This is a genomic window from Acinetobacter sp. RF14B (genome assembly GCF_006864105.1).
GTDB lineage: Bacteria > Pseudomonadota > Gammaproteobacteria > Pseudomonadales > Moraxellaceae > Acinetobacter > Acinetobacter lwoffii_C.
The window spans coordinates 1-19,336 of record NZ_SMTB01000050.1; the positions used below are offsets into that span (position 1 = coordinate 1).

The window sequence follows — 19,336 nt, forward strand, 5'->3', positions numbered from 1 at the left end:
TCATAAAAAAGCCGACTTGTTTCCAAGTCGGTTTTTTGTTGTTTTTCAGGGGGATAAAAAATTTTTAACTATATGAAAAACAATGATATTTTAAAAAGCATTTCGTATAAGCTCTATTATGTTAAATAGACCATTATTTTCCGGTTGCTTCCCAATTACTATTAGAGCATTTAGAACATTTATAACCTTTCTCACAAAGCCATTTGACAATTTCATTTTGGAACATCAATAGTGCTGCTCCTCCTGCAATCATTGCTATACATATTGGCATAGCAAACCCTGTTCCTGCAAAAAAATATGAAACCCAAGCCCAATATCCCCCGGCTGGTAAAGCTCCTCCAATGATTCGGATGAATAGACGAAGTGATGTTTCTTCTTTATAGCCGCATGATTTGCATTTAATTTCCATAAGTTTCCTACGAGAAATAGTTAATTAATTAAAGTCTAAAATTTCAATTTCTTACTAAGCTAAAGTAGCTGGATCAAATGTACTAAGCTGAATGTTTGGAATTAGTTTTGATCTTTTAATGAACTTACTTATATCGAAGTTAATTTCATCTAAAGCTGATGAAATACCACTAATTAGGATTTCAGAACTGTAGTCATAACCACAAGAAGTTGATGAATTTTGGAAAAATCGTCCAAGTGGATCAATCATCAAATAAGAGTGTGTCATTTCATCATTATTTTCTGAACTAATGATATCTTGTAAATCAGAATGTCTTTTTAAAAACTCATAAAATTCAGAGTCATTAATTGAATAATCATTGGTAATGACAGGAAGCATTTTAAAAACTTTCCATTTGGATGGTGATAGCTTCCGAATGAAATTATTAAGATTTTCATCTTTATTAAATTGATTAATAACACTATTAATTTTTATATCGATTTCAGGATTAATTGTTCGCAGCTTTTGGATATGTGAACAGATCTTATCTGTTTCGATAGGGATATTTTTAATTGCCCTACCAATTCTGAGATTAGACTCGGAGTGAGTCGAGTCTATACTGAAGCCAATCATCGAAAATTCATTTGCAATAATTTCAATCAGTTCATCATTTAATAGGCTGCCATTCGTAATCGCAGACAATTTAAAATGATAATTTTTTGCTGCTTGTATGATGTCTAGGATTTGGTGTTTATAGAGGAATGTTTCTCCACCAACTAAATTAAGACGCACTCCCGTAAAAGAGCATCTATTTTTGGTATTTAAAATAGATGGTAATAAAGAGATTTCTTGGATCAATTGCTGGATTCTATGTTTTGAATGTAAGAGCTCTCGTTGATTTTCTTTCTGCCATTTTGCAAAGCAATAAAAGCATTGGTAGTTGCATGCTTCGGTTATATGCCAATTTATGACTAGATCCATTTAATACGCCTTATATAATTTAATATTATGATTTTTAAAATGAATTTGGCAGTAATAATACTGCCAAATTTAAAGAAGGCTAGTCTTTAAAGAGGGAAAATAATCCACCAATGATTGCGCCAGTGATTACAACCGGTGCTGCCGCGATTGTAGTAGCCCCAATTGCTGTTACACCAAGCACTCCAATTGCAGCACTTGTTGCTGAACCAGTTCCTAGCACTGTGGCGGTAACAGTTGCAGTACCCATTCCAACAGTTCCTCCCAAAGCCATATTTGTTAGAACAGAATTTGCTGTGGGTGTAGTTGTCATCGTGGCTATAGGTACCGAAGTTGCAGTGAGCATCTGATATTTTTGAAAAGCATAATAAGAAAACACGGCATTAGTTGTGTACCGCATAATTTCTTGAACTTGTTCGCTACGAGATTTTCCTGTCATGCACCAACAAGCAAAGTGTTCACAATTATTGAAAAAAAGATTGTAGTCATCTTCACCTAAGCAAGATTGCGCTCTATGAACAATCTCTTCTGGAGAATAAATATTTTGGTGTGAAGGATAGTTAACGACCTTGAAATCATCGACCCCTCCTAGAAAGTTTTCTAGACTTGTTTGTTCTATAGCCCCTTTTTTAAAGGCTTCTGCAAATCCAGAATAATGAATAACCTGATTGTCACCAATGTAAATGCCATGATGGGTGTATAGACCTCGTGAGACCTTGAGGTGCAAACCCGATTGTAAATGGTTCATAAATAGCTCTCTTTTTTAAATTAGCAACGTTTGAAACTGTTTGTGTTGTATGTCGTGATTAAGCGATCAGCTTCGAAGACAATAGTGATTCCACCTTTATCTAAAATTTTTAATGCAATACGACGACGTTCTTGAAGTACCTCCAATTCAGAATCTACTAAGTGAGCTGAAGCTAACTGCATATTTTTTTGTTTGATGGCAATCAGTTTTTTTATGCGCTTATCAGTTGAATCAATCAGTTTTTGGGTGCTCTTTCTATTAGCAATACATTTGTCACCAGATAGCTCTCCACAAAGCAAAGCTAAATCAATCATTGCTTTAGTATGTCCACGTTGCCCCATACGTTGAGTAAAGTGATTGGTTGGTGTCATTTGTGTGCCCTCTTTAGTATTTAATATCGTTTCTCAAGTTCTACTTGATTTGCTTGGAATAGTCTCAATATAGCTAAAAAACAACAAAGTTCAATAGTATTATTGGATACCATCTTTAATAAATACTTAATCAATAAATTGATGTTTTTTATTTTTAGGGTATGATTATTTATTTTTAAAGAACAACATCATACCTATTTTTTTTATATTTAAATAATTTATGTTTTTATGTTTTTTTACAATGCCTTTTTTTGCTATAAAAAAGATGATAACATCGACTTTAAAAGTAATATAGATAGTTTTGGTTGGTTAAAAAATGAACGATTTAAAAAAAATCTTAGAACCCAAAGAAATTCTAGGTTGTGAGCTTGGTGAGATTAATGAGCTGATAGAAACAGTTTATTTAATGACATGGGAGCAAGTTTTATTAGTCGCAATTTATACAAGGCAACAGTTTTTTTATAAGGATGACCGACTACCAGATGATCCAATTAGTTTTTCAAATAAGATGCAACTTATAAATATTTTGTTTGATGAATCAAATGAATTTTCAGATTTACTTAAAAATTTAATTCTAGAAAAAATTGAAAAATATGAAGATATTCATAGCATCACGAGCTTTTTATTAGGATTGAAAAATGAAAATACAGAATCAAAACATTCTATAGAAGCAAGTAAACTATTATCTAAAATAACTTCTCAACATATTACTTTCTCTGGAAAAAAATTTTTAAATAGAGGTCATCTATATACTTATAAAGTAATGAATCATTGCTTATATAATTTTATAAATATTTTACAGATTTTTTTAGAATCTGAGGTGTTTTCTGAAAAGAAAGAAGAAGACCTACTTAAGGCATTGAAATATGCGATTACAGGAAAATCTAGATTACTAGAAGATAATAAAATTGGTATTGAACTCAGAAGAAAAGAAGATTTACAGTCTGCTTTATTGTTTTTAGAAGAAAAAAATAAAAACAAAGAATTTATTCTAGATAAATCAAGTATAAGTATGGGTATTCATAAATACTTCTCTGAAGAACTAGGACAAACAATATCAACAATTTTTACAAATATTGAAGAGGGTAATTTGACCAAATATAGGGGATACAAAGTTAAAAATTATTTCGATGGTATAGTTGAGGTAAAACATGAAAATGGTAAAAAAATTATAGAGATAGATAATATTTATTTTGATAACTTAGTGAGTTTAGGTCAGTTTAAAAGCATTATGAATGCTATTGAATATAAGCTTAAAAATAGGAGTTTTAGAAATGAAAATGATGATTCAAAATCATTAAAAGCTATAAATGAATGGTACTTGAAATCAAAAACAGGTTTAGTATCTAAAAAAAATATACCAGCTTTAATAGCATCAGTATTATTTTTTGATATTTCAGAACTGATAGGTAGCTTTGATGTAGATTATGGTATACGTATTCCAGTTAAGAAAGAAAATAAATTTTTTGTAAAAGATTTTTATTTGCTGACTTGTGGGATTATTTATAGATTTCTATATAAGAATGATAAAATAAGTAAATTACCTTATGAGAATACGATATTTATATCATTCAATGAAGATGAATATTTATCAGAAATTAAAGATTTTATTATGTGTCAATATAATAATAGGTATACACCTAAAGAAAAAATATATGACAATTTAGATAATTTACCCGAAGTATCAGATAAGATTATGCATGAATGGGCTAACATAAATTTTGATGAAGATTCATCAGAATTTAAAGCAATGATTAACAGATCAAAGAAACTTCCTCATTATTTAAAAGCACCTAAAAAGAGTACTAGTAAAGAACAGAGCACTAGTAAAGATAAAATTTGGAATATAGATACATTAATTCATCAACAGCGTATGAAAATGTCCCAATATCCAATTAATTCATCGTTTCCTTTACCCCTCTGGGTTGATATGACAATGAAGGAAAAAGAAGAAAACTAATTTTAAGATTCTCTAAAATTAACATAATACACGTTATACGAAATTAAAAAATGGAGCCTAAAGCTCCATTTTTTAATAACTTTTTAAATTGCTAAGCGCAAATTCAGTGCTTTTACAACTTTAATCACCGTATCAAAACTAGGGTTCACATCACCAGAAAGTGCTTTGTAAAGACTTTCTCGGCCTAGACCTGTATCTCGTGATAATTGAGCCATTCCTTTAGCTTTAGCAATGTTACCTAAAGCTTTAGCAATGAATGCGGCATCACCATTAGATTCTTCGATACATGCTTGTAAGTAAGCCTGCATATCTTCTTCTGTTTTAAGATGCTCAGCACTGTCCCATTTGCGAAGTTTAATAGCCATTTATAGCTCCTCCTCTAAATCTTGTGCCAATTGCAGGGCAAGTTTTATATCTTTACTTTGCGTAGACTTATCTCCGCCTGCTAAAAGAATAACAACCCTTTGCCCTTGTTTGCAGTAGTAAATCCTATAGCCTGGTCCAAAGAAGAAACGTAATTCAGAGACACCTTCACCAACTGGTTCAGTATCTCCAAAGTTTCCATCTTCAATCCGATCAATTCGGACTTGTATGCGTCTTTTTGCCTGTTGGTCTTTTAACTTGGTGAACCAGTCATCAAAGACTTCAGTGGTATATATTGAGTACATAGGTAAAATGTATCCTATAGGATACATTTATGCAAGAAATAAACTTGGTTTTGGGGAGCCTGAAACGCTGAATTTCGTATAAGCACCATTATGTTAAATGCACAGTTTTTTAGAATGCAAATTGACAATTTTCTTAGCTGAATAAGCAGCTTCTACAAAATGGTTAGGGTAGATAGAATGATACCGAGCTGTTATCCTTGCTCTGATATTTTCTCTCAAACAATGCACTGAATTTATGACACTTACGCCACCTTAAGTTTATTTACCTCTTTAATCAGTAAATAACTCATCACTGTCTAGTGATGTGGTGTAGTCGCTTGTGTGTTGTATATATCACATCACTAGCCTATCTGAAAAATTAAAAAACAGGCTATGTTTATGTTATCTAATGTACGAGAACAATGGTTCTCTAACATCCGTGGAGATGTGCTTGCAGGACTTGTTGTCGGTCTTGCATTAATCCCTGAAGCTATCGCATTTTCAATTATTGCAGGTGTAGATCCTAAAGTAGGTTTATACGCATCCTTCTGTATTGCTGTCGTTATTTCTTTTGTTGGCGGTCGTCCAGCTATGATTTCAGCAGCCACAGGTGCGATGGCACTGCTTATGGTCACATTGGTCAAAGAACATGGGCTTGAATATCTGCTTGCTGCAACGATTTTAACTGGTGTCATTCAAATATTAGCAGGTTACCTGAAATTGGCTAAGCTAATGCGCTTTGTCTCTAAATCTGTAGTGATTGGCTTCGTAAATGCGTTGGCCATCTTAATTTTTATGGCTCAGCTACCCGAACTGACTAATGTAACTTGGCATGTATATGCTTTGGTTGCTTTAGGCTTAGCGATTATTTATCTATTTCCTTTAATTCCAAAATTAGGAAAATTATTCCCTTCTCCACTTGTTTGCATCATTGCTATTACATTGTTAGCAATAGCCCTAGGAATTGATGTACGGACTGTTGGAGATATGGGAGCATTACCTGACACACTTCCAATGTTCTTGATCCCAAATATTCCTCTAAATTTTGAAACATTGATGATCATTTTGCCGTATTCAGTTGCACTGGCAGCCGTAGGTTTACTTGAGTCTATGATGACAGCAACTATTGTCGATGAAATGACAGATACACCAAGTGATAAGCATCAGGAATGTAAAGGACAAGGTATTGCAAATATTGCCTCTGGCTTCATGGGTGGTATGGCAGGTTGTGCCATGATCGGTCAATCTATGATTAACGTGAAGTCAGGTGGTCTGACACGCTTATCAACCTTCTCTGCGGGTATTTTTCTTCTCATTTTAGTTGTGTTTATTAGTGATTGGCTCAAAGTTATTCCAATGGCTGCCTTGGTTGCTGTGATGATCATGGTTTCAATCAGTACTTTTGAATGGAGTTCTGTCACCCAATTAAAGGACAATCCTAAAAGTAGCAACGTCGTGATGATTGCAACGGTGATTGTGGTGGTAGCTACGCATAACTTGGCGTTAGGGGTATTAACAGGTGTACTGCTTTCAGCTTTATTCTTGGCCAATAAACTAGAAAATGATATTCAGGTCAGTGCTTCTTTTGAGGGGACAGCTCGTCTATATGATTTGAGAGGTCAGATCTTCTTTAGTTCTTCTGAAAAGTTCATGCAAGGTTTTGACTTTAAAGAGGATGTAAAGGAGGTGATTATTGATTTGACCCATTCTCACATTTGGGATGTAACATCAGTCGCCATGCTTGATTCTGTTGTAAATAAATTTCAAAAGAATGGTGCGAATGTCACAGTACGTGGTCTAAATGAAGCCAGTTCGATCATGATTGATAAGTATGGGACACATGCCAGAATTTAAGTTTTAAAAATTCTATATTTATATAGAATTTCTAAAATTAACATAATACACGTTATACGAAGTGCGTTATAATTATCTATAGAAATCAATGCTGTAGTTTCTAGTTTATAGCCCGAACATCCCTGTTCGGGCTTTTTTTATGATTTTTCACGTTCCACGATCAATAAGTGATCAATGTTCCACGACTTTGTTCATATCAGTTAAACAATCGTGGTTAATCATAGGGTCTAAAAAAACGGCTCCAAAAGCCTCTTTTCTCCGGTTCCTGTTCAACATGCTCCGGCACGGGAATCCTCTTATTTTCCGTCTGCTCTGGAGTAGTCAATCCGTCATGTTTAGCTTCTGCTGTGTCCGGTTCGGGATCTGTTTTGGCTATGCTGGGTTGCACCGGTTCTTGATCGGTAAACGTAGTCATATTAGGTTTTGGGGCTTCTAATAGACGTTGCATCGTTTCAATTTGGTTTTGATAAAAAGATTCCCTATCTTTGGCATCATCAAGCTGATTTTTTAGCATGTCTATTTGTTGTCTAAGCAGTAAAACTTCTGCCGAATTTGGACTGTCTATTTTTACAGGTTCTTTTACATCCTGTTTTTTAACTGGTTCCCCAAAAACGCGTATGGCTTCTGCTAGATCAATCTTATTCTCAGAATTTTTACTTAAAATTCCTTTCTTTATATTGTTGTAAATTGTTTGTCTATTGATGTTGTACAGCTTGGAAAGTTCAAGAACTGTAAGGGTTTTCATGCTGTAAACCTATGCCTAAACTTGTCAAAATTGGTTGTCTATTAGACTGTCTAATAGACAAATGATCAAGTCTATAATTTAGGCAGCTTTAAACCCGACTTTTTGAAGGTAAGGATGTAACTCTTCAAATTTAGTGGGGTCTTGAAGCATGTCAGCGATACGTAAAGCAAATTGCTGATAGCTCTCAGTACCTTCTGAATATCGTCCCATCTCTGGTAGTTCGGAAAGTTTATTAGCAAACAAATGGCGTTGTTTATCGGTCATTTTTGAGAAGGCATCTAAAGTATTAGGATCTCTCTTACTCTCGATATGCTCATGAGTTGATTTCTTTTGTTTAAAACTGAATGAAAAACCTGAAATTGAGCGTCCTTTTTTATGCTGTTCATACTTCAGATTGATATCTGAAAACTCATTAATTTGGTCTATAGCAATATCAAGTACACGTCTCTTAAATGCTTCCATTCTGGTGTATTCGTTTACACCAATACCCAATTGGCTACGGAATTTATTTAATTCAAAAAGAGGGGTCTTCCCTATAGATTTCCACTGCATTAATAATTCGTACAGACGAACTGCATAGACGCTTTTAAATTCAGATGTTTTTCGTAAATGATAGCTTGTGAAATATTGTTCAAACCCATCTATTTTAGTGACATGTTCGATAACTACACGAGTTAATGTAACGAGAATTCGACCTTCACCTTTTCTATAGTTTGCATCTTGAATCCAACGACTTTTCGTTAGACTTCCATCTTCATTTGTAATTGTGAATTGTCGCTTAAATAGTGAGTCTTCTGCTTCAATTAAAGCTAAATAAGCAGCATCTGGAGAAACATTAAAAGCTTTCGCATATCTAATGGCACTTAGTTCTAATGGTTCATCAGTTGATAAACCTTGTCCTGTTTCTCGAGCATCTACAATAGCGAGCTGTAAAAGACGAGTTTCACTTAAGGTTAGAGTCTGTAAGGCTTGAACAAGTTTATTTGATTTTACGACTAAGTCTGTCATGTTGTTCTATATAGCAACGGTTTTATTATGTTGCTATAACAACATAATAAAAATGCGTTGTCAAATACCGAGGAAACGTTGCTATATAACCGAGGAAACGTTGCTATATAACCGAGGAAACGTTGCTATATAACCGAGGAAACGTTGCTATATAACCGAGGAAACCCTTTTGTATGAAGGCTTTCAGCCTATCTAAAAGCATTTAAAAACATTAAAAATAATTAAAAGCCTTGGGAACGAAAAATTGCCCTATGTTTTCGCTACGCTCAAACTCTATTGAATCTCGCTTACGCTCGATTCGAGGGGCAATTTTTTACATCATCTCGTTGTGACTTTAATAAAAGCAAAAGCAACTATGAATTCGCTTCGCTCATAAGTTTTTTTTCGCTGCGCTCGATCTAGGCTTAAAAATTTGCACGATAGCTAGGGTTTTATGAAATCAAATGCCAAAAAAGCTGTTTTTCAGAGGTCGAGGCGCAAATTTTCATTGTGTCACTCGTAGACACTCGTTAAATATGGCTTTTAAATGCGAAAAAATGGGGGTTTTAGCCACTTTAGCTGTTTTTCTAATGATACCTACGTGGAATAAATAAAAGTGCTTTAAATGGCAAAATATAGAGATTTAGGAACTCACCTCGTTTAATTGCTTTGCCGCAACCGAGGGAGTCATATCTCACTATCGTAGAGTTCACGTTGTTTACGAATAGAACATGAGTAGGCAAATACTCAGTCATCATCACAATACGCCGTTTTTTATACTAAAAAATGGTAAAAACTCACAGAATGTCTGCTCACATCAGTTTTTCTAAACCGCAAATATTCAATTAGTTAGAATTGAAACTATGAAAAAAATCATGCAGTACACAAGACTATGCTGCCGTATTTTCTTTTCTTTCATTAACTTTTGCTTAGTCCTGACTTAGATAGGGAGACCAATCCCGACCTATCAGAACAAACAATGGCGACCAAACCATTTTTAGCTATGTTTCGCTTTTTTAGATAACAACATAAAACCGACTCGGATTTTCGACAACACTACTCCCTTTACCACCCGTAGCAGCCACGCCACTGGTGAGTTTGCAATGTTTAAATACAGCATCGACTTCATTATTTTCATAACTTATACGACCTACTCATCCTCTCTCCCTCTCCATGCCTTGCCGTGACAACTCAATGTCTAACAGCATGGAGATTCCCAAAGTTATTTTTAACGATCTTAGCAATTGAACGCCAATGCTCTTTTGTCTGTCAGTGCTTCCATTTTCCCCACCACGCGGTTCCTTGGATTTGGTGGATATGACTTTGAGACAAAATCTGAGCGTATGGCTCTTAATCTACACGTGTCTCCGGTTTATGCTTCCGGATGTATACTGTTTAAGCTATCCGTTGACCCACTTTGCTTGAGATGATCTCACTCAGTGGTGCCGCTGCTTCCAGATTTCTCCTCAGCTAGCCTGTAACATTGCTGTTACCTCAAACGCCATCAGTTGTGCCAATGAGCTGCGCTTCCCTCTTAGAGTGCATTTGCCGCAACACATTGCCGTTATTAGCGACCCTTAACGTCCTGTCAGGTTCTCACGGTAATCGTTAAAACAGGGTTTCAATACAAAAAAAATTGTATCTAGTCAGGCTATATCTAACCTCACGACCACTTCACAATCATTCGATTGTTTATAGGCTCCCGTGTCCTTGTCGCCCAACCCCGTTTACAACGGATTGGATCGAAAAGGAGTATTACAACTCCCTAGCGCCCATCAGATCGTACCGAACGGGATTTCTCCAGTAGTACGCTCAATCGGTCAACTCAAAATGGCTAGTTCTGAATTGTGCGCTATCTAAAAAAACATGGCTTTAAGCAGGCTGTTGCCTGCTCAAAATCGCTAAAACGAAAATGGTCAGGCAGTTGGTCAGACTGCTTTAAGTCAATGAATATTGCGACTATAAACCAAGCAAAAATAGATGTAAATTCCGTCATATAGGAACCACTTAATTGCACGATGACAAATTGTGTCAATTAAGTCCGACCAATGCCTTTGGCATTGGTAAAAAATCAAAATCGTTGAAAGCCTATATAAAATATAGCTTTGAGTTAAAATAAATATTGCTTGATTACATAAGACTTTTTAGAATATTGTTTGATGACAATTGAACAAATATTGCTTGGTGACAATTAAATGATTCATTACAGCCCAAACAGTCGTTATACAGCGCAAAAAATTGTAGATAAAGTTGCAAACGGTGCGTATTTCTATAGTCACTTTACTGTTGAATCTGATAACACGATGTTTGCAGATAAAATCCAAAAACTCATAAAAAAACTCAGCCAAAAATATTCTTTAGATTTAAGCCCACGACAAAGGACTTATCGTTTAAATAAAAAAAATGAGCCTATTGCGGATTTAATTATTCAAAAGCGTTATGACCAAGATATCTGGGAATTTTGGCTGTTGGTGACTACGCCCAAAAGCAATGAATACAACACCCTTAAAAACGAGGGGCAATTAAAGAAAATTGTTAAACAGCGCATATCAGAAGTTGAAACAAGCTGGAATCGAGAAGAAGAACAAGAGCAAATTTCCTTGATTCAGACTTATTTTAATGACCATGAAAAATTCAAATTTGTTTTACAAAAGCCCTTTTTAAAAGTTGCTTTTGGTAATGGAAAAAATGTTGAGTTGGTGCGTCTTTCACACTCAAAAAAGAAATCAAAGAACTATGCTGATACGGAGAAAAGTGCAAAAAATTATACGTGGACTTGGCGATTTGATGAGCCTAGCGTTCAGCTGATTAGAAAAAACTATGTTGAAATTATAAATATACTTATTTCGAATAATGACAAAAGCGTTGGTATGGCTAAGTTGCGGTCATTTTATGATGATTTAAAGTATTACTGTGTTTTTAAGGGGAATCGGCACCAGATCGGACGCTTATTTGTTGAAGCGGTCAGTTACCACTTAAAAAAAACAGGGAAAAACTTTAGAAAAATGGATTACTACATTCCTTTGGAGCTAAATTATCTGCCCCGAATTAAGAATTATGCAGATGATTTTATTCAGTATGTTTTCTTAAGAAGGATTTATGAGAGTGTTCAAATCAATTTGAATAAAGACGATGTAAATCAAGACACTTACAACGAACTATTTAACAAATATTTAGTTTAATAACAGAGGTTTATATGAATGTTATAACTCAAAAAAACACTGAAAGATTTAAAAAACTTCCTCATGTATTTAAATCTAAATTTTTATTTTTTTTTCTAGGTTTTTGGCTAATGGTCACAGTTTTTCACTATGTCGATGTTATTCCCAGTAATGATTATTCAATAATTTCAAAGGCCTTGTTATTACTTGCTTTAGTCACTTATTTTTTTGAAAAAAGATAAGGAAACATGTCCAAGATCTTCAAACTATCAATGCAGGATTGTTAAAACTGGGTCAATAAAACCATGGATCATTAGTTATTGATTGCGGAATGTGAATAATCAATAAAAAGCCGTTTCAGTGCGCTGTTTACTGGAACGGATTTAGTTAAGATATTGATGCTTATAGGAAAAAATCAGGTATTTCGTATAACGTGTATTATGTTAATTTTAGGAAAACTTACAGAATGTATAATTTAAAGATTATGGTTTGGGTGATCCTTATCTTAGTAATCTTATGGGGAATACAATGGATGTTTCATGGCTTTCCAACAGGAAATTAAAGCTATACATTGATGATTTCGTATAATCCGTATTATGTTAATTTTAGAGAAACTAACTAATTAAATAGTTATAGAAAACTTATAGGTAATCTCACCCTTTTAATTGGAAGAACCAGTATATAACTTTAAATTTTCTATTGCTTTAGCATCTCCCAGTTCTGCCAAAGGCTTGATTATTTCTATTGCTTTCGCTTTATCTTTAGGAAGTCCTAAACCATGAAAATATATTTGTGCTAGCTGAATTGTAGCTAAACTATAACCTTGATTTGATGATTTTATATACCAAGTGAACGCTTCCTTATAGTCCTTTTCGACACCATCACCATAATAGTAAGCTTGTCCGATATTAAACTGAGCTGAAGCATCATCATATTTAACAGCTTGGCGAAAGTATTCCAATGCTTTTTTATAATCTTGTTCAAATACGATTCCTTCTGAATAGTACACACCTAAAATATTTATAGACTCAGGATGATTTAAACTTTCACCCTTCTCAAAATATGGTAAAGCCTGCTTATAATTTCCTTGTTTGAATTCTAACACCCCTAAATTATGAATACCTCCTGCATAATTTTGGTTTGCTGCTTTTGTATACCAATATTTAGCTTGTTCTAAATTAGTATTACCCCAGAAGCCATATTCATAACCATTACCTAAAGCAATTTGAGATTTAGCATCTCCTTCATCGGCAAGTTTCTTTAAAATCTTATATGCTTCTTCAGATTTATCTTGATCAAGTAAGTATTCAGCATTTTTGAACTGAATATCAATTTCTTGTTGGCTACTATCTACCTTTTTTATTTCTACATTTGTAGAATTTCCACATGAAATTAATAAAAAGGAAGAAAGAAACAAGGTAAAAGTAATTACTACTATACTATTTCTGGTCTTAATCCACATATTCAATTCCTTTCCCATCCATCTTCATAAGTCGTTCATTTCTATCATATAGAAATATAGGAATAGTATAAGACTTGGAAACAGAATGAGTTATAGATATAGGCTTACCTTCAACTACTTTCTTAACTTTTCTCCCCTCTACAGCTACAGTACCTGAAAACCCTCTCCCTCTTACATCTCCTTCTATAATATTTCCCTCAGAATCCATCTCTTCTACTGTTGCATAAGTATTTACCCTACTTATTGAATATGTTCCAACGTTGATAGAGTTTGTTAATGTAAGACCTTCACCTTTTAAATCAGAAACATGTTTAGCTGTAACATTTAATTCCCCTCTTTCTATTGAAACACTAATATCTTTTTTTAGGCTTTCCTTAAGCCTTTTTTCATCCTTAAGTAACGCCATCATTTCTTTAGAATTTCCACCATTTTCCAGATGAGGCATTTTACTTGGATCAATTTCACCACTTGATCCAGTAGAAACATATAGCATCCAATCGCCATTATCATCATAGGCAATACCAATATCTAAAGCACCTCCAATGAAATATAACGCTCCACTAAAAGTAATAAATATTTGCTTAGATGATGGCTCTTTGGGTTGATACTGTGTAATAGCCAAAGCATTTCCTTTTGAGAATGCTAACTCTTTTTTGATAATTTCTTGAACAGATCTAGACCTATTATTTTTAATAGTTAATATTTTACCTACTTGAAGTTTATCCATATCAGATAAAGGGATATCATTTTGCATCGCAATTAGTCTTGGGTTTACTTTTAGTTTTTTTGCGATGTTTGATAGTGTATCTCCAGACTTCACTTCATACTTAACATCTACGAAATCATTAGGATTACTTGGTTGAATTGAAATTTTTTCTTGTTTTTTAACATCACCAATATAAACTTTTTGTCCAACATTAATTTTATTTTTATCTTTTATATTATTGTTATCCATTAACTGTTTAATGTCTTTGTTAAATTTTTTAGCAATATTATCTAAAGTATCGCCAGATTGTACCTGATAATAATCAGATTGATGAGTAGGACTACCTTTTGATTGAGTAGTAACCTTTTTAAGTTTACTAATAGGAATTTCAATAAATAAAGCATGTTCAATATCTTTAAAGTGAAGATAATCAGAATCTACCCTTATAGATTTTTTAATTTTGTACCACTTTGTATATCCTGTTGGTTTTCCTTTTATATAAATATCAATAATACATTTTTCTGATGTATAGAAATTTTTAGTTTCTCCATTTTTAGTTGTTATTTCACCTTCCTCTTTAGTAGCAGAAAAAACCCATCCACGTTTCCAAGTTGTAAGGTTTCTATATTGAATTACATATTCTAAGTTAGGAACTACTTCTTTAGAGCCCAAATAATAAAAAGTTGCTTTAAATTTTAGTTTTGACAAAATTATTCTTCCTCTTCAGAATTATCTTTATCAATAAAAAACTCTAGTTCTTCTTCTACAAGAAAATCCTCATGATCAATAAAAAGCTCTAATTCTTCTGATTCTTCTGTAAAAATCCTTTCTGTTCTGCCTCTGGCATCTAAAACCCCTTCATGATAACTTCCATTATTTTTGTAAATTCTATATTTTGAATTAGAAAAATTCGAAATATGATCTAATTCACTTAAATCAAATCTCATACTTTTTCTGTCAATTTCTTTTACACTAGGTAATATAGGAAGTTCGTAATTTGTATGTTCGCCACTCTTAAAAAGATGCTGTCCAGCTTTCGCCTCAAACTTTCCAGGCGTAATCACTGTAATTCCATTTTTATTAATAATAATCTGAGAACCACCAGCCATAGGTTTACCTATCATCTTTGATTAATTAAAAAATTAAGCGCAAATTTGGCTTAATATAAACATCTATTAATTCAATGTTTTTAACTTAAATATGACTTTCATTCTTGCCATTCAAATGAATGATAGCATTGTTGTTGCAGCAGACAATCAAGAGGTCGTTTTAAAGGCCGAAGAAACAAACAATTTTAACCAACGGCATACATTGAAATTGCATGCTTGGGACAGTGGAATCATCACTGGTACAGGCGAAAGCTATGTGATCAGCCAATCCATGGAGCTATTTAAGAAATTAGCTCATTCAGACATTAGTAAACTCCCTCAATGTTTAGAAATATCAAGGCAAATAAGAGAGCTAGAAATAGGTACAGGTTACGTCCAAGTTGAGATTACTAAGCTACTGTGTTCCAGTTATAGCGAACGTGGTGCTCAGCTGTATAAAATCGAACGGATCGATGATGATAAAAGCTATACCATGACAGCTATGGAACCCATGGATATTACCGTGTGGATGTTCAATCCCAATGTGAAAACAATTACAGTAGATTTAAAAAACTTATATCTAGGCTTAAAAGATTACGGCTCTTTCAGTAACCAAACTGAATGGATTAACTACTATATCAACCGTATAGCACCTATTTATCAGAAGCAGAGCCAAGTCGATTCACTCATGAGTCAAAGCTTTGACATCTTTTTTCAGACCAAGGATGAATATGTATTTGGTCATATTCCAAATACGCAAAATACTATGATTGAATTAAAGGAAATTTATTCTAATTCCGATCCCATTTAACATAATGGTGGTTATACGCAATACACTTGTATATTAATATAAATATCAACCACTTAGTAAAACAAGAAAAAGCCCAAAAAGCCGATTTTGAAACAAGTCGGCTTTTTTATGTTCGATTCTGTAATATTTTGCCAATAAAAAATGGAACAACTTTGCAAAATTTACAATTTTGTATTAACATTTTTATATTAACAAGAAGCGATGCAACTATGGAAATTGAGTTTTCATGGGATGAGCATAAAGCAGAAATAAACCTTAAAAAGCATGGTGTAGCTTTTGAAGATGCGACATTGGTTTTTTACGATGCTCATGCCTTATATAAACAGGATCGCTTTGAAAATGGTGAATATCGTTGGCAAGCGATAGGTATGGTACATGGGCAAGCTGTTTTATTGGTGGCCCACACAGTACAAGACCATAATGGGATAGATCATATCCGCATTATTTCGGCACGACAGGCAGAGAAAAAAGAGAGGAAGCAGTATGAGCAAAACCGTTACTTACAAAATGGATTTGAATAATCCTCCTGTTTTGTCTGAAGAACAAAAGACAAGACTTGAAGCCCTGGCTAAACGACCAGACAGTGAAATAGACTTTTCGGACATTCCTGAACTTGATGAAAGTTTCTGGAAAAATGCAGTACAGAACCCTTTTTACAAGCCGACTAAACAAGTGACTACGGTTCGTATTGATGCAGATGTAATGCAATGGCTAAAGGCCCAAGGTAAAGGCTATCAGACAAGAATGAATAAGATTCTGCGTGATGCCATGCTGAATGAACTAAAAAATCATCCATAAAAAATGGGAGCTATAGGCTCCCATTTTTAGTTTCGTATAAGGTGTATTATGTTAATTTTAGGAGAGCTTTAAATTCATAATTAATTCTGACTTATATTTTATTAAGTTATAAAATATGCCAATTTCCTGATTTACTGCACTTTTTCTATGCAATTTAGATACGATATAAACGGATTACGAGCAATTGCTGTTCTTGCTGTAGTTATTTTTCACTTTAATCCACAATCGCTACCAGGTGGATTTGCTGGGGTTGATGTTTTCTTTGTTATTTCTGGCTTTTTAATGACATCGATTATTTTTAGTGGCGTGGAAAAAAAGACCTTTAATTTATTCAAATTTTATAACGCCAGAGCAAATAGAATCATCCCTGTATTAGCTGCAATGTCAGCTGTTTTACTCGTATTTGGTTGGTTCTATTTAATCCCTAGTGACTATCGTGACTTAGGGCGACAAGTTGAGAAAAGTTCTTTATTTATATCAAATCTTTTATTTGCAAAAGGTGGTGGTTATTTTGATACAGCAGAGCATACAAAGTGGTTACTACATACATGGTCACTATCTGTTGAATGGCAATTTTATATCTTCTTCCCAATTCTCATTGTCATTCTAAAAAAATATTTCAGTTTTACAAATCTAAAACGTGTTGTTATAGGATTATTTCTAGCGAGTTTTATTTACTGTATTTATGCAACTTACAAAGACAGTAAGACTGCTTACTTCTTACTTACAAGCCGAGCATGGGAGATGTTACTCGGTGGGTTGGCGTTTTTATATCCTTGGTCAGTTAAAAGTAAGATAAAACAAATTACAATTCAATCATTAGGTATTGTACTTATTGTTGCTTCATATTTCCTAATGTCAAAAGATACATTATGGCCAGGTTATATGGCAATAATACCTGTCTTTGGTGCATATTTAATTATCGTAAGTAACTTCCAAAATAATTTCATCATCAATAACATAGTTTTTAACTATGTCGGAAAATGGTCTTATTCGATCTATGTATGGCATTGGCCTTTAGTCGTTTTTGGATTCTACTTTGCATTTGAAAATTGGTGGGTATACGGCATTCCACTCTCCATCTTACTTGGATTCTTAAGTTATCAATTCATTGAAAAGATTAATTTCCCACGATATTCATCATGGAAAGAAATATATAAAGTTAGACCTTTTTATATATTTTTAGTTATTTTAGCCTGTGGTTATACTATAAAAACAACTGATGGAATAGCTTCACGACTTTCAAAAACAGCTCAAATTGCTGAAAAAGAAAAACGTAATTCAAATCCTTATAAATGTGATCAGCAAGATTTCTATGAATGTGTTATAGGGAAATCGTCTAATATTAAAGCTATTATTATAGGTGATAGTCATGCTGACTCATTAACAACATCGCTATCTTCTATTTTTGATTTAAAATCAGAAGGAGTCCTTTCTTTATCTACATCGTCATGTCCTTTAATTTTAAATTTACAATATTATGATAAAGAAAGCATTTGTCCTGAAATTAATAAAAAACGATTAGTATTAATTCAATCTCAAAAATACAAAAATATTCCTATTATTTTAGCAGGAAGATATCCAAGCTATTTAATAGGAGAGAATGATCCTGACCGCATACCACCTGAAGGATCTAAGCCATTAATTTATTTTGAAAATAATCCCAAAGTTTCTCAAAAAAATAGATTGGCTGCATTTGAAAAAAACTTAGAGCAAACTTTATGTAAGATTGCCACAAACAATCCAATTTATATTATTCAACCTATCCCGGAACTAGGTTTTAATGCTCCACAAAAGATTATTAAAAATTCTTTTTATGGAAGAAATGAAAAAACATCAATTTCATATGATAGCTATTTGAGTCGATCAGAAGAAATACGAAAAATTATTAATAGAAGTGCCAATAAATGTAATGTGGAAGTTTTAGATGCATCTAAAATATTATGTAAAAATAATGAATGTATTTCCACATACAAGAATAGACCTATTTATCGTGATGGAGATCACCTAAGTGAATATGGGAATAAGCTTTTAACACCTATGTTTAAAGACACTTTACTTAAATAATTCACAAACTCTTTACGTCAGGTTTATTGTCTGCTTTTCACAGTAAACCTGACTAACTTTCTATTTAACATAAAATCTCTTATACGAAATCCAGATTCAAGACATAAAAAAGCCCGACATCCTGTCGGGCTTTTTCGTATTGGTTCGCTTGGCATAACTCCTGTCGTGCCGCCGATCCTTGTGCGATTATTTATTTTTATTCTGCGGAACATCCTGTTCTCTTATGACTTCATGATATTGAATACAGGGGATTGTGAACATCCGCAAAATCCCTAAATCCATGTGCGCTCAGGCGTACAAAATTGGTTATTTTTTATCCCAAGAGTTGTCCGCAGAAATTGGGGATAGTTTCGGGATGTGGGGTATTGATAAGCCAGAGAAAAATGACAATTTGATTAAATATTGATCAATTTTATTGGCAGAATATATCAAAACTGCTCATAAAAAAGCCGACTTGTTTCCAAGTCGGTTTTTTGTTGTTTTTCAGGGGGATAAAAAATTTTTAACTATATGAAAAACAATGATATTTTAAAAAGCATTTCGTATAAGCTCTATTATGTTAAAT

The 19,336-nt window shown here is 33.5% G+C and carries 18 protein-coding genes; 7 read left to right on the forward strand and 11 right to left on the reverse strand.

Annotated features, from left to right (window positions below; genetic code table 11):
- Positions 1–133: 133 nt before the first annotated feature.
- The 4 genes from E2K52_RS08830 to E2K52_RS08845 form a co-directional block, all read right to left on the reverse strand.
- Positions 134–409 (reverse strand): hypothetical protein, encoded by a 276-nt coding sequence (locus E2K52_RS08830; protein WP_151204780.1) that lies wholly within the window; start codon positions 407–409, stop codon positions 134–136.
- A gap of 54 nt (positions 410–463) precedes the next feature.
- Positions 464–1,369, reverse strand: a complete 906-nt coding sequence (locus E2K52_RS08835; protein ID WP_151204781.1) for a viperin family antiviral radical SAM protein — start codon at positions 1,367–1,369, stop codon at positions 464–466.
- Positions 1,370–1,448: 79 nt separating this feature from the next.
- The gene (locus E2K52_RS08840; protein WP_151204782.1) at positions 1,449–2,114 is read right to left on the reverse strand and encodes a lecithin retinol acyltransferase family protein; all 666 of its coding nucleotides are present in this window, start codon (positions 2,112–2,114) and stop codon (positions 1,449–1,451) included.
- A 20-nt stretch (positions 2,115–2,134) separates the two neighbouring features.
- Positions 2,135–2,485: a hypothetical protein gene (locus E2K52_RS08845; RefSeq protein ID WP_151204783.1), complete on the reverse strand. Its 351-nt coding sequence runs from the start codon at positions 2,483–2,485 to the stop codon at positions 2,135–2,137.
- A gap of 316 nt (positions 2,486–2,801) precedes the next feature.
- Here E2K52_RS08845 and E2K52_RS08850 point away from each other — a divergent pair, with 316 nt between their 5' ends.
- Positions 2,802–4,445, forward strand: a complete 1,644-nt coding sequence (locus E2K52_RS08850; protein ID WP_151204784.1) for a hypothetical protein — start codon at positions 2,802–2,804, stop codon at positions 4,443–4,445.
- An 83-nt stretch (positions 4,446–4,528) separates the two neighbouring features.
- On the opposite strand, the gene E2K52_RS08855 is transcribed toward E2K52_RS08850, so the two are convergent.
- Both E2K52_RS08855 and E2K52_RS08860 read right to left on the reverse strand, forming a co-directional pair.
- Positions 4,529–4,810, reverse strand: a complete 282-nt coding sequence (locus E2K52_RS08855) for an addiction module antidote protein (RefSeq protein WP_067865280.1) — start codon at positions 4,808–4,810, stop codon at positions 4,529–4,531.
- Positions 4,811–5,113 carry a type II toxin-antitoxin system RelE/ParE family toxin gene (locus tag E2K52_RS08860; protein ID WP_151204785.1) on the reverse strand — a complete coding sequence of 101 codons (303 nt, stop codon included), beginning with the start codon at positions 5,111–5,113 and terminating at the stop codon, positions 4,811–4,813.
- A 378-nt stretch (positions 5,114–5,491) separates the two neighbouring features.
- Here E2K52_RS08860 and E2K52_RS08865 point away from each other — a divergent pair, with 378 nt between their 5' ends.
- Positions 5,492–6,946, forward strand: coding sequence for a SulP family inorganic anion transporter (locus E2K52_RS08865; RefSeq protein WP_062032131.1), 1,455 nt, complete (start codon positions 5,492–5,494; stop codon positions 6,944–6,946).
- 214 nt (positions 6,947–7,160) lie between these two features.
- On the opposite strand, the gene E2K52_RS08870 is transcribed toward E2K52_RS08865, so the two are convergent.
- The gene (locus E2K52_RS08870; protein ID WP_151204786.1) at positions 7,161–7,691 is read right to left on the reverse strand and encodes a plasmid replication DNA-binding protein; all 531 of its coding nucleotides are present in this window, start codon (positions 7,689–7,691) and stop codon (positions 7,161–7,163) included.
- A 78-nt stretch (positions 7,692–7,769) separates the two neighbouring features.
- Entirely contained in the window at positions 7,770–8,699 is a 930-nt protein-coding gene (gene repM, locus E2K52_RS08875; RefSeq protein WP_151204787.1) for a replication initiation protein RepM, read from the reverse strand.
- A 2,174-nt stretch (positions 8,700–10,873) separates the two neighbouring features.
- Here repM and E2K52_RS08880 point away from each other — a divergent pair.
- A complete protein-coding gene (locus E2K52_RS08880; protein ID WP_151204788.1) occupies positions 10,874–11,860 on the forward strand; it encodes a hypothetical protein in 987 nt (328 codons plus the stop codon).
- Between the two features lie 640 nt (positions 11,861–12,500).
- Here E2K52_RS08880 and E2K52_RS08885 read toward each other — a convergent pair.
- Genes E2K52_RS08885 through E2K52_RS08895 form a run of 3 tightly spaced genes read right to left on the reverse strand, consistent with a single transcriptional unit; the run spans position 12,501 to position 15,116 of the window.
- Positions 12,501–13,301, reverse strand: coding sequence for a tetratricopeptide repeat protein (locus tag E2K52_RS08885; RefSeq protein ID WP_151204789.1), 801 nt, complete (start codon positions 13,299–13,301; stop codon positions 12,501–12,503).
- Positions 13,291–14,715, reverse strand: a complete 1,425-nt coding sequence (locus E2K52_RS08890; RefSeq protein ID WP_151204790.1) for a LysM peptidoglycan-binding domain-containing protein — start codon at positions 14,713–14,715, stop codon at positions 13,291–13,293. Before E2K52_RS08890 ends, E2K52_RS08885 begins: the two co-directional genes overlap by 11 nt.
- A gap of 2 nt (positions 14,716–14,717) precedes the next feature.
- A complete protein-coding gene (locus E2K52_RS08895; protein ID WP_151204791.1) occupies positions 14,718–15,116 on the reverse strand; it encodes a hypothetical protein in 399 nt (132 codons plus the stop codon).
- A gap of 91 nt (positions 15,117–15,207) precedes the next feature.
- Here E2K52_RS08895 and E2K52_RS08900 point away from each other — a divergent pair, with 91 nt between their 5' ends.
- The 4 genes from E2K52_RS08900 (at position 15,208) to E2K52_RS08915 (ending at position 18,771) form a co-directional block, all read left to right on the forward strand.
- On the forward strand, positions 15,208–15,906 hold the full coding sequence (locus E2K52_RS08900) for a hypothetical protein (RefSeq protein ID WP_151204792.1): 699 nt from the start codon (positions 15,208–15,210) through the stop codon (positions 15,904–15,906).
- 209 nt (positions 15,907–16,115) lie between these two features.
- Positions 16,116–16,427 (forward strand): BrnT family toxin, encoded by a 312-nt coding sequence (locus tag E2K52_RS08905; protein WP_151204794.1) that lies wholly within the window; start codon positions 16,116–16,118, stop codon positions 16,425–16,427.
- Complete coding sequence (locus E2K52_RS08910) at positions 16,390–16,704, forward strand: BrnA antitoxin family protein (protein ID WP_087662603.1); 315 nt, start codon at positions 16,390–16,392, stop codon at positions 16,702–16,704. Before E2K52_RS08905 ends, E2K52_RS08910 begins: the two co-directional genes overlap by 38 nt.
- Positions 16,705–16,851: 147 nt before the next feature.
- Positions 16,852–18,771, forward strand: coding sequence for an acyltransferase family protein (locus E2K52_RS08915; RefSeq protein WP_151204793.1), 1,920 nt, complete (start codon positions 16,852–16,854; stop codon positions 18,769–18,771).
- Positions 18,772–19,336 lie beyond the last annotated feature (565 nt).

Excerpts from the sequence above, each read along its gene's own strand:
- E2K52_RS08865 (WP_062032131.1), top strand. The coding sequence starts at position 5,492 with ATGTTATCTAATGTACGAGAACAATGGTTCTCTAACATCCGTGGAGAT.
- E2K52_RS08910 (WP_087662603.1), top strand. The coding sequence starts at position 16,390 with ATGAGCAAAACCGTTACTTACAAAATGGATTTGAATAATCCTCCTGTT.
- E2K52_RS08845 (WP_151204783.1), bottom strand. The coding sequence starts at position 2,485 with ATGACACCAACCAATCACTTTACTCAACGTATGGGGCAACGTGGACAT.
- E2K52_RS08835 (WP_151204781.1), bottom strand. The coding sequence starts at position 1,369 with ATGGATCTAGTCATAAATTGGCATATAACCGAAGCATGCAACTACCAA.
- E2K52_RS08830 (WP_151204780.1), bottom strand. The coding sequence starts at position 409 with ATGGAAATTAAATGCAAATCATGCGGCTATAAAGAAGAAACATCACTT.
- repM (WP_151204787.1), bottom strand. The coding sequence starts at position 8,699 with ATGACAGACTTAGTCGTAAAATCAAATAAACTTGTTCAAGCCTTACAG.
- E2K52_RS08880 (WP_151204788.1), top strand. The coding sequence starts at position 10,874 with ATGATTCATTACAGCCCAAACAGTCGTTATACAGCGCAAAAAATTGTA.
- E2K52_RS08905 (WP_151204794.1), top strand. The coding sequence starts at position 16,116 with ATGGAAATTGAGTTTTCATGGGATGAGCATAAAGCAGAAATAAACCTT.
- E2K52_RS08840 (WP_151204782.1), bottom strand. The coding sequence starts at position 2,114 with ATGAACCATTTACAATCGGGTTTGCACCTCAAGGTCTCACGAGGTCTA.
- E2K52_RS08860 (WP_151204785.1), bottom strand. The coding sequence starts at position 5,113 with ATGTACTCAATATATACCACTGAAGTCTTTGATGACTGGTTCACCAAG.
- E2K52_RS08895 (WP_151204791.1), bottom strand. The coding sequence starts at position 15,116 with ATGGCTGGTGGTTCTCAGATTATTATTAATAAAAATGGAATTACAGTG.
- E2K52_RS08885 (WP_151204789.1), bottom strand. The coding sequence starts at position 13,301 with ATGTGGATTAAGACCAGAAATAGTATAGTAGTAATTACTTTTACCTTG.
- E2K52_RS08870 (WP_151204786.1), bottom strand. The coding sequence starts at position 7,691 with ATGAAAACCCTTACAGTTCTTGAACTTTCCAAGCTGTACAACATCAAT.
- E2K52_RS08915 (WP_151204793.1), top strand. The coding sequence starts at position 16,852 with ATGCAATTTAGATACGATATAAACGGATTACGAGCAATTGCTGTTCTT.
- E2K52_RS08850 (WP_151204784.1), top strand. The coding sequence starts at position 2,802 with ATGAACGATTTAAAAAAAATCTTAGAACCCAAAGAAATTCTAGGTTGT.
- E2K52_RS08855 (WP_067865280.1), bottom strand. The coding sequence starts at position 4,810 with ATGGCTATTAAACTTCGCAAATGGGACAGTGCTGAGCATCTTAAAACA.
- E2K52_RS08900 (WP_151204792.1), top strand. The coding sequence starts at position 15,208 with ATGACTTTCATTCTTGCCATTCAAATGAATGATAGCATTGTTGTTGCA.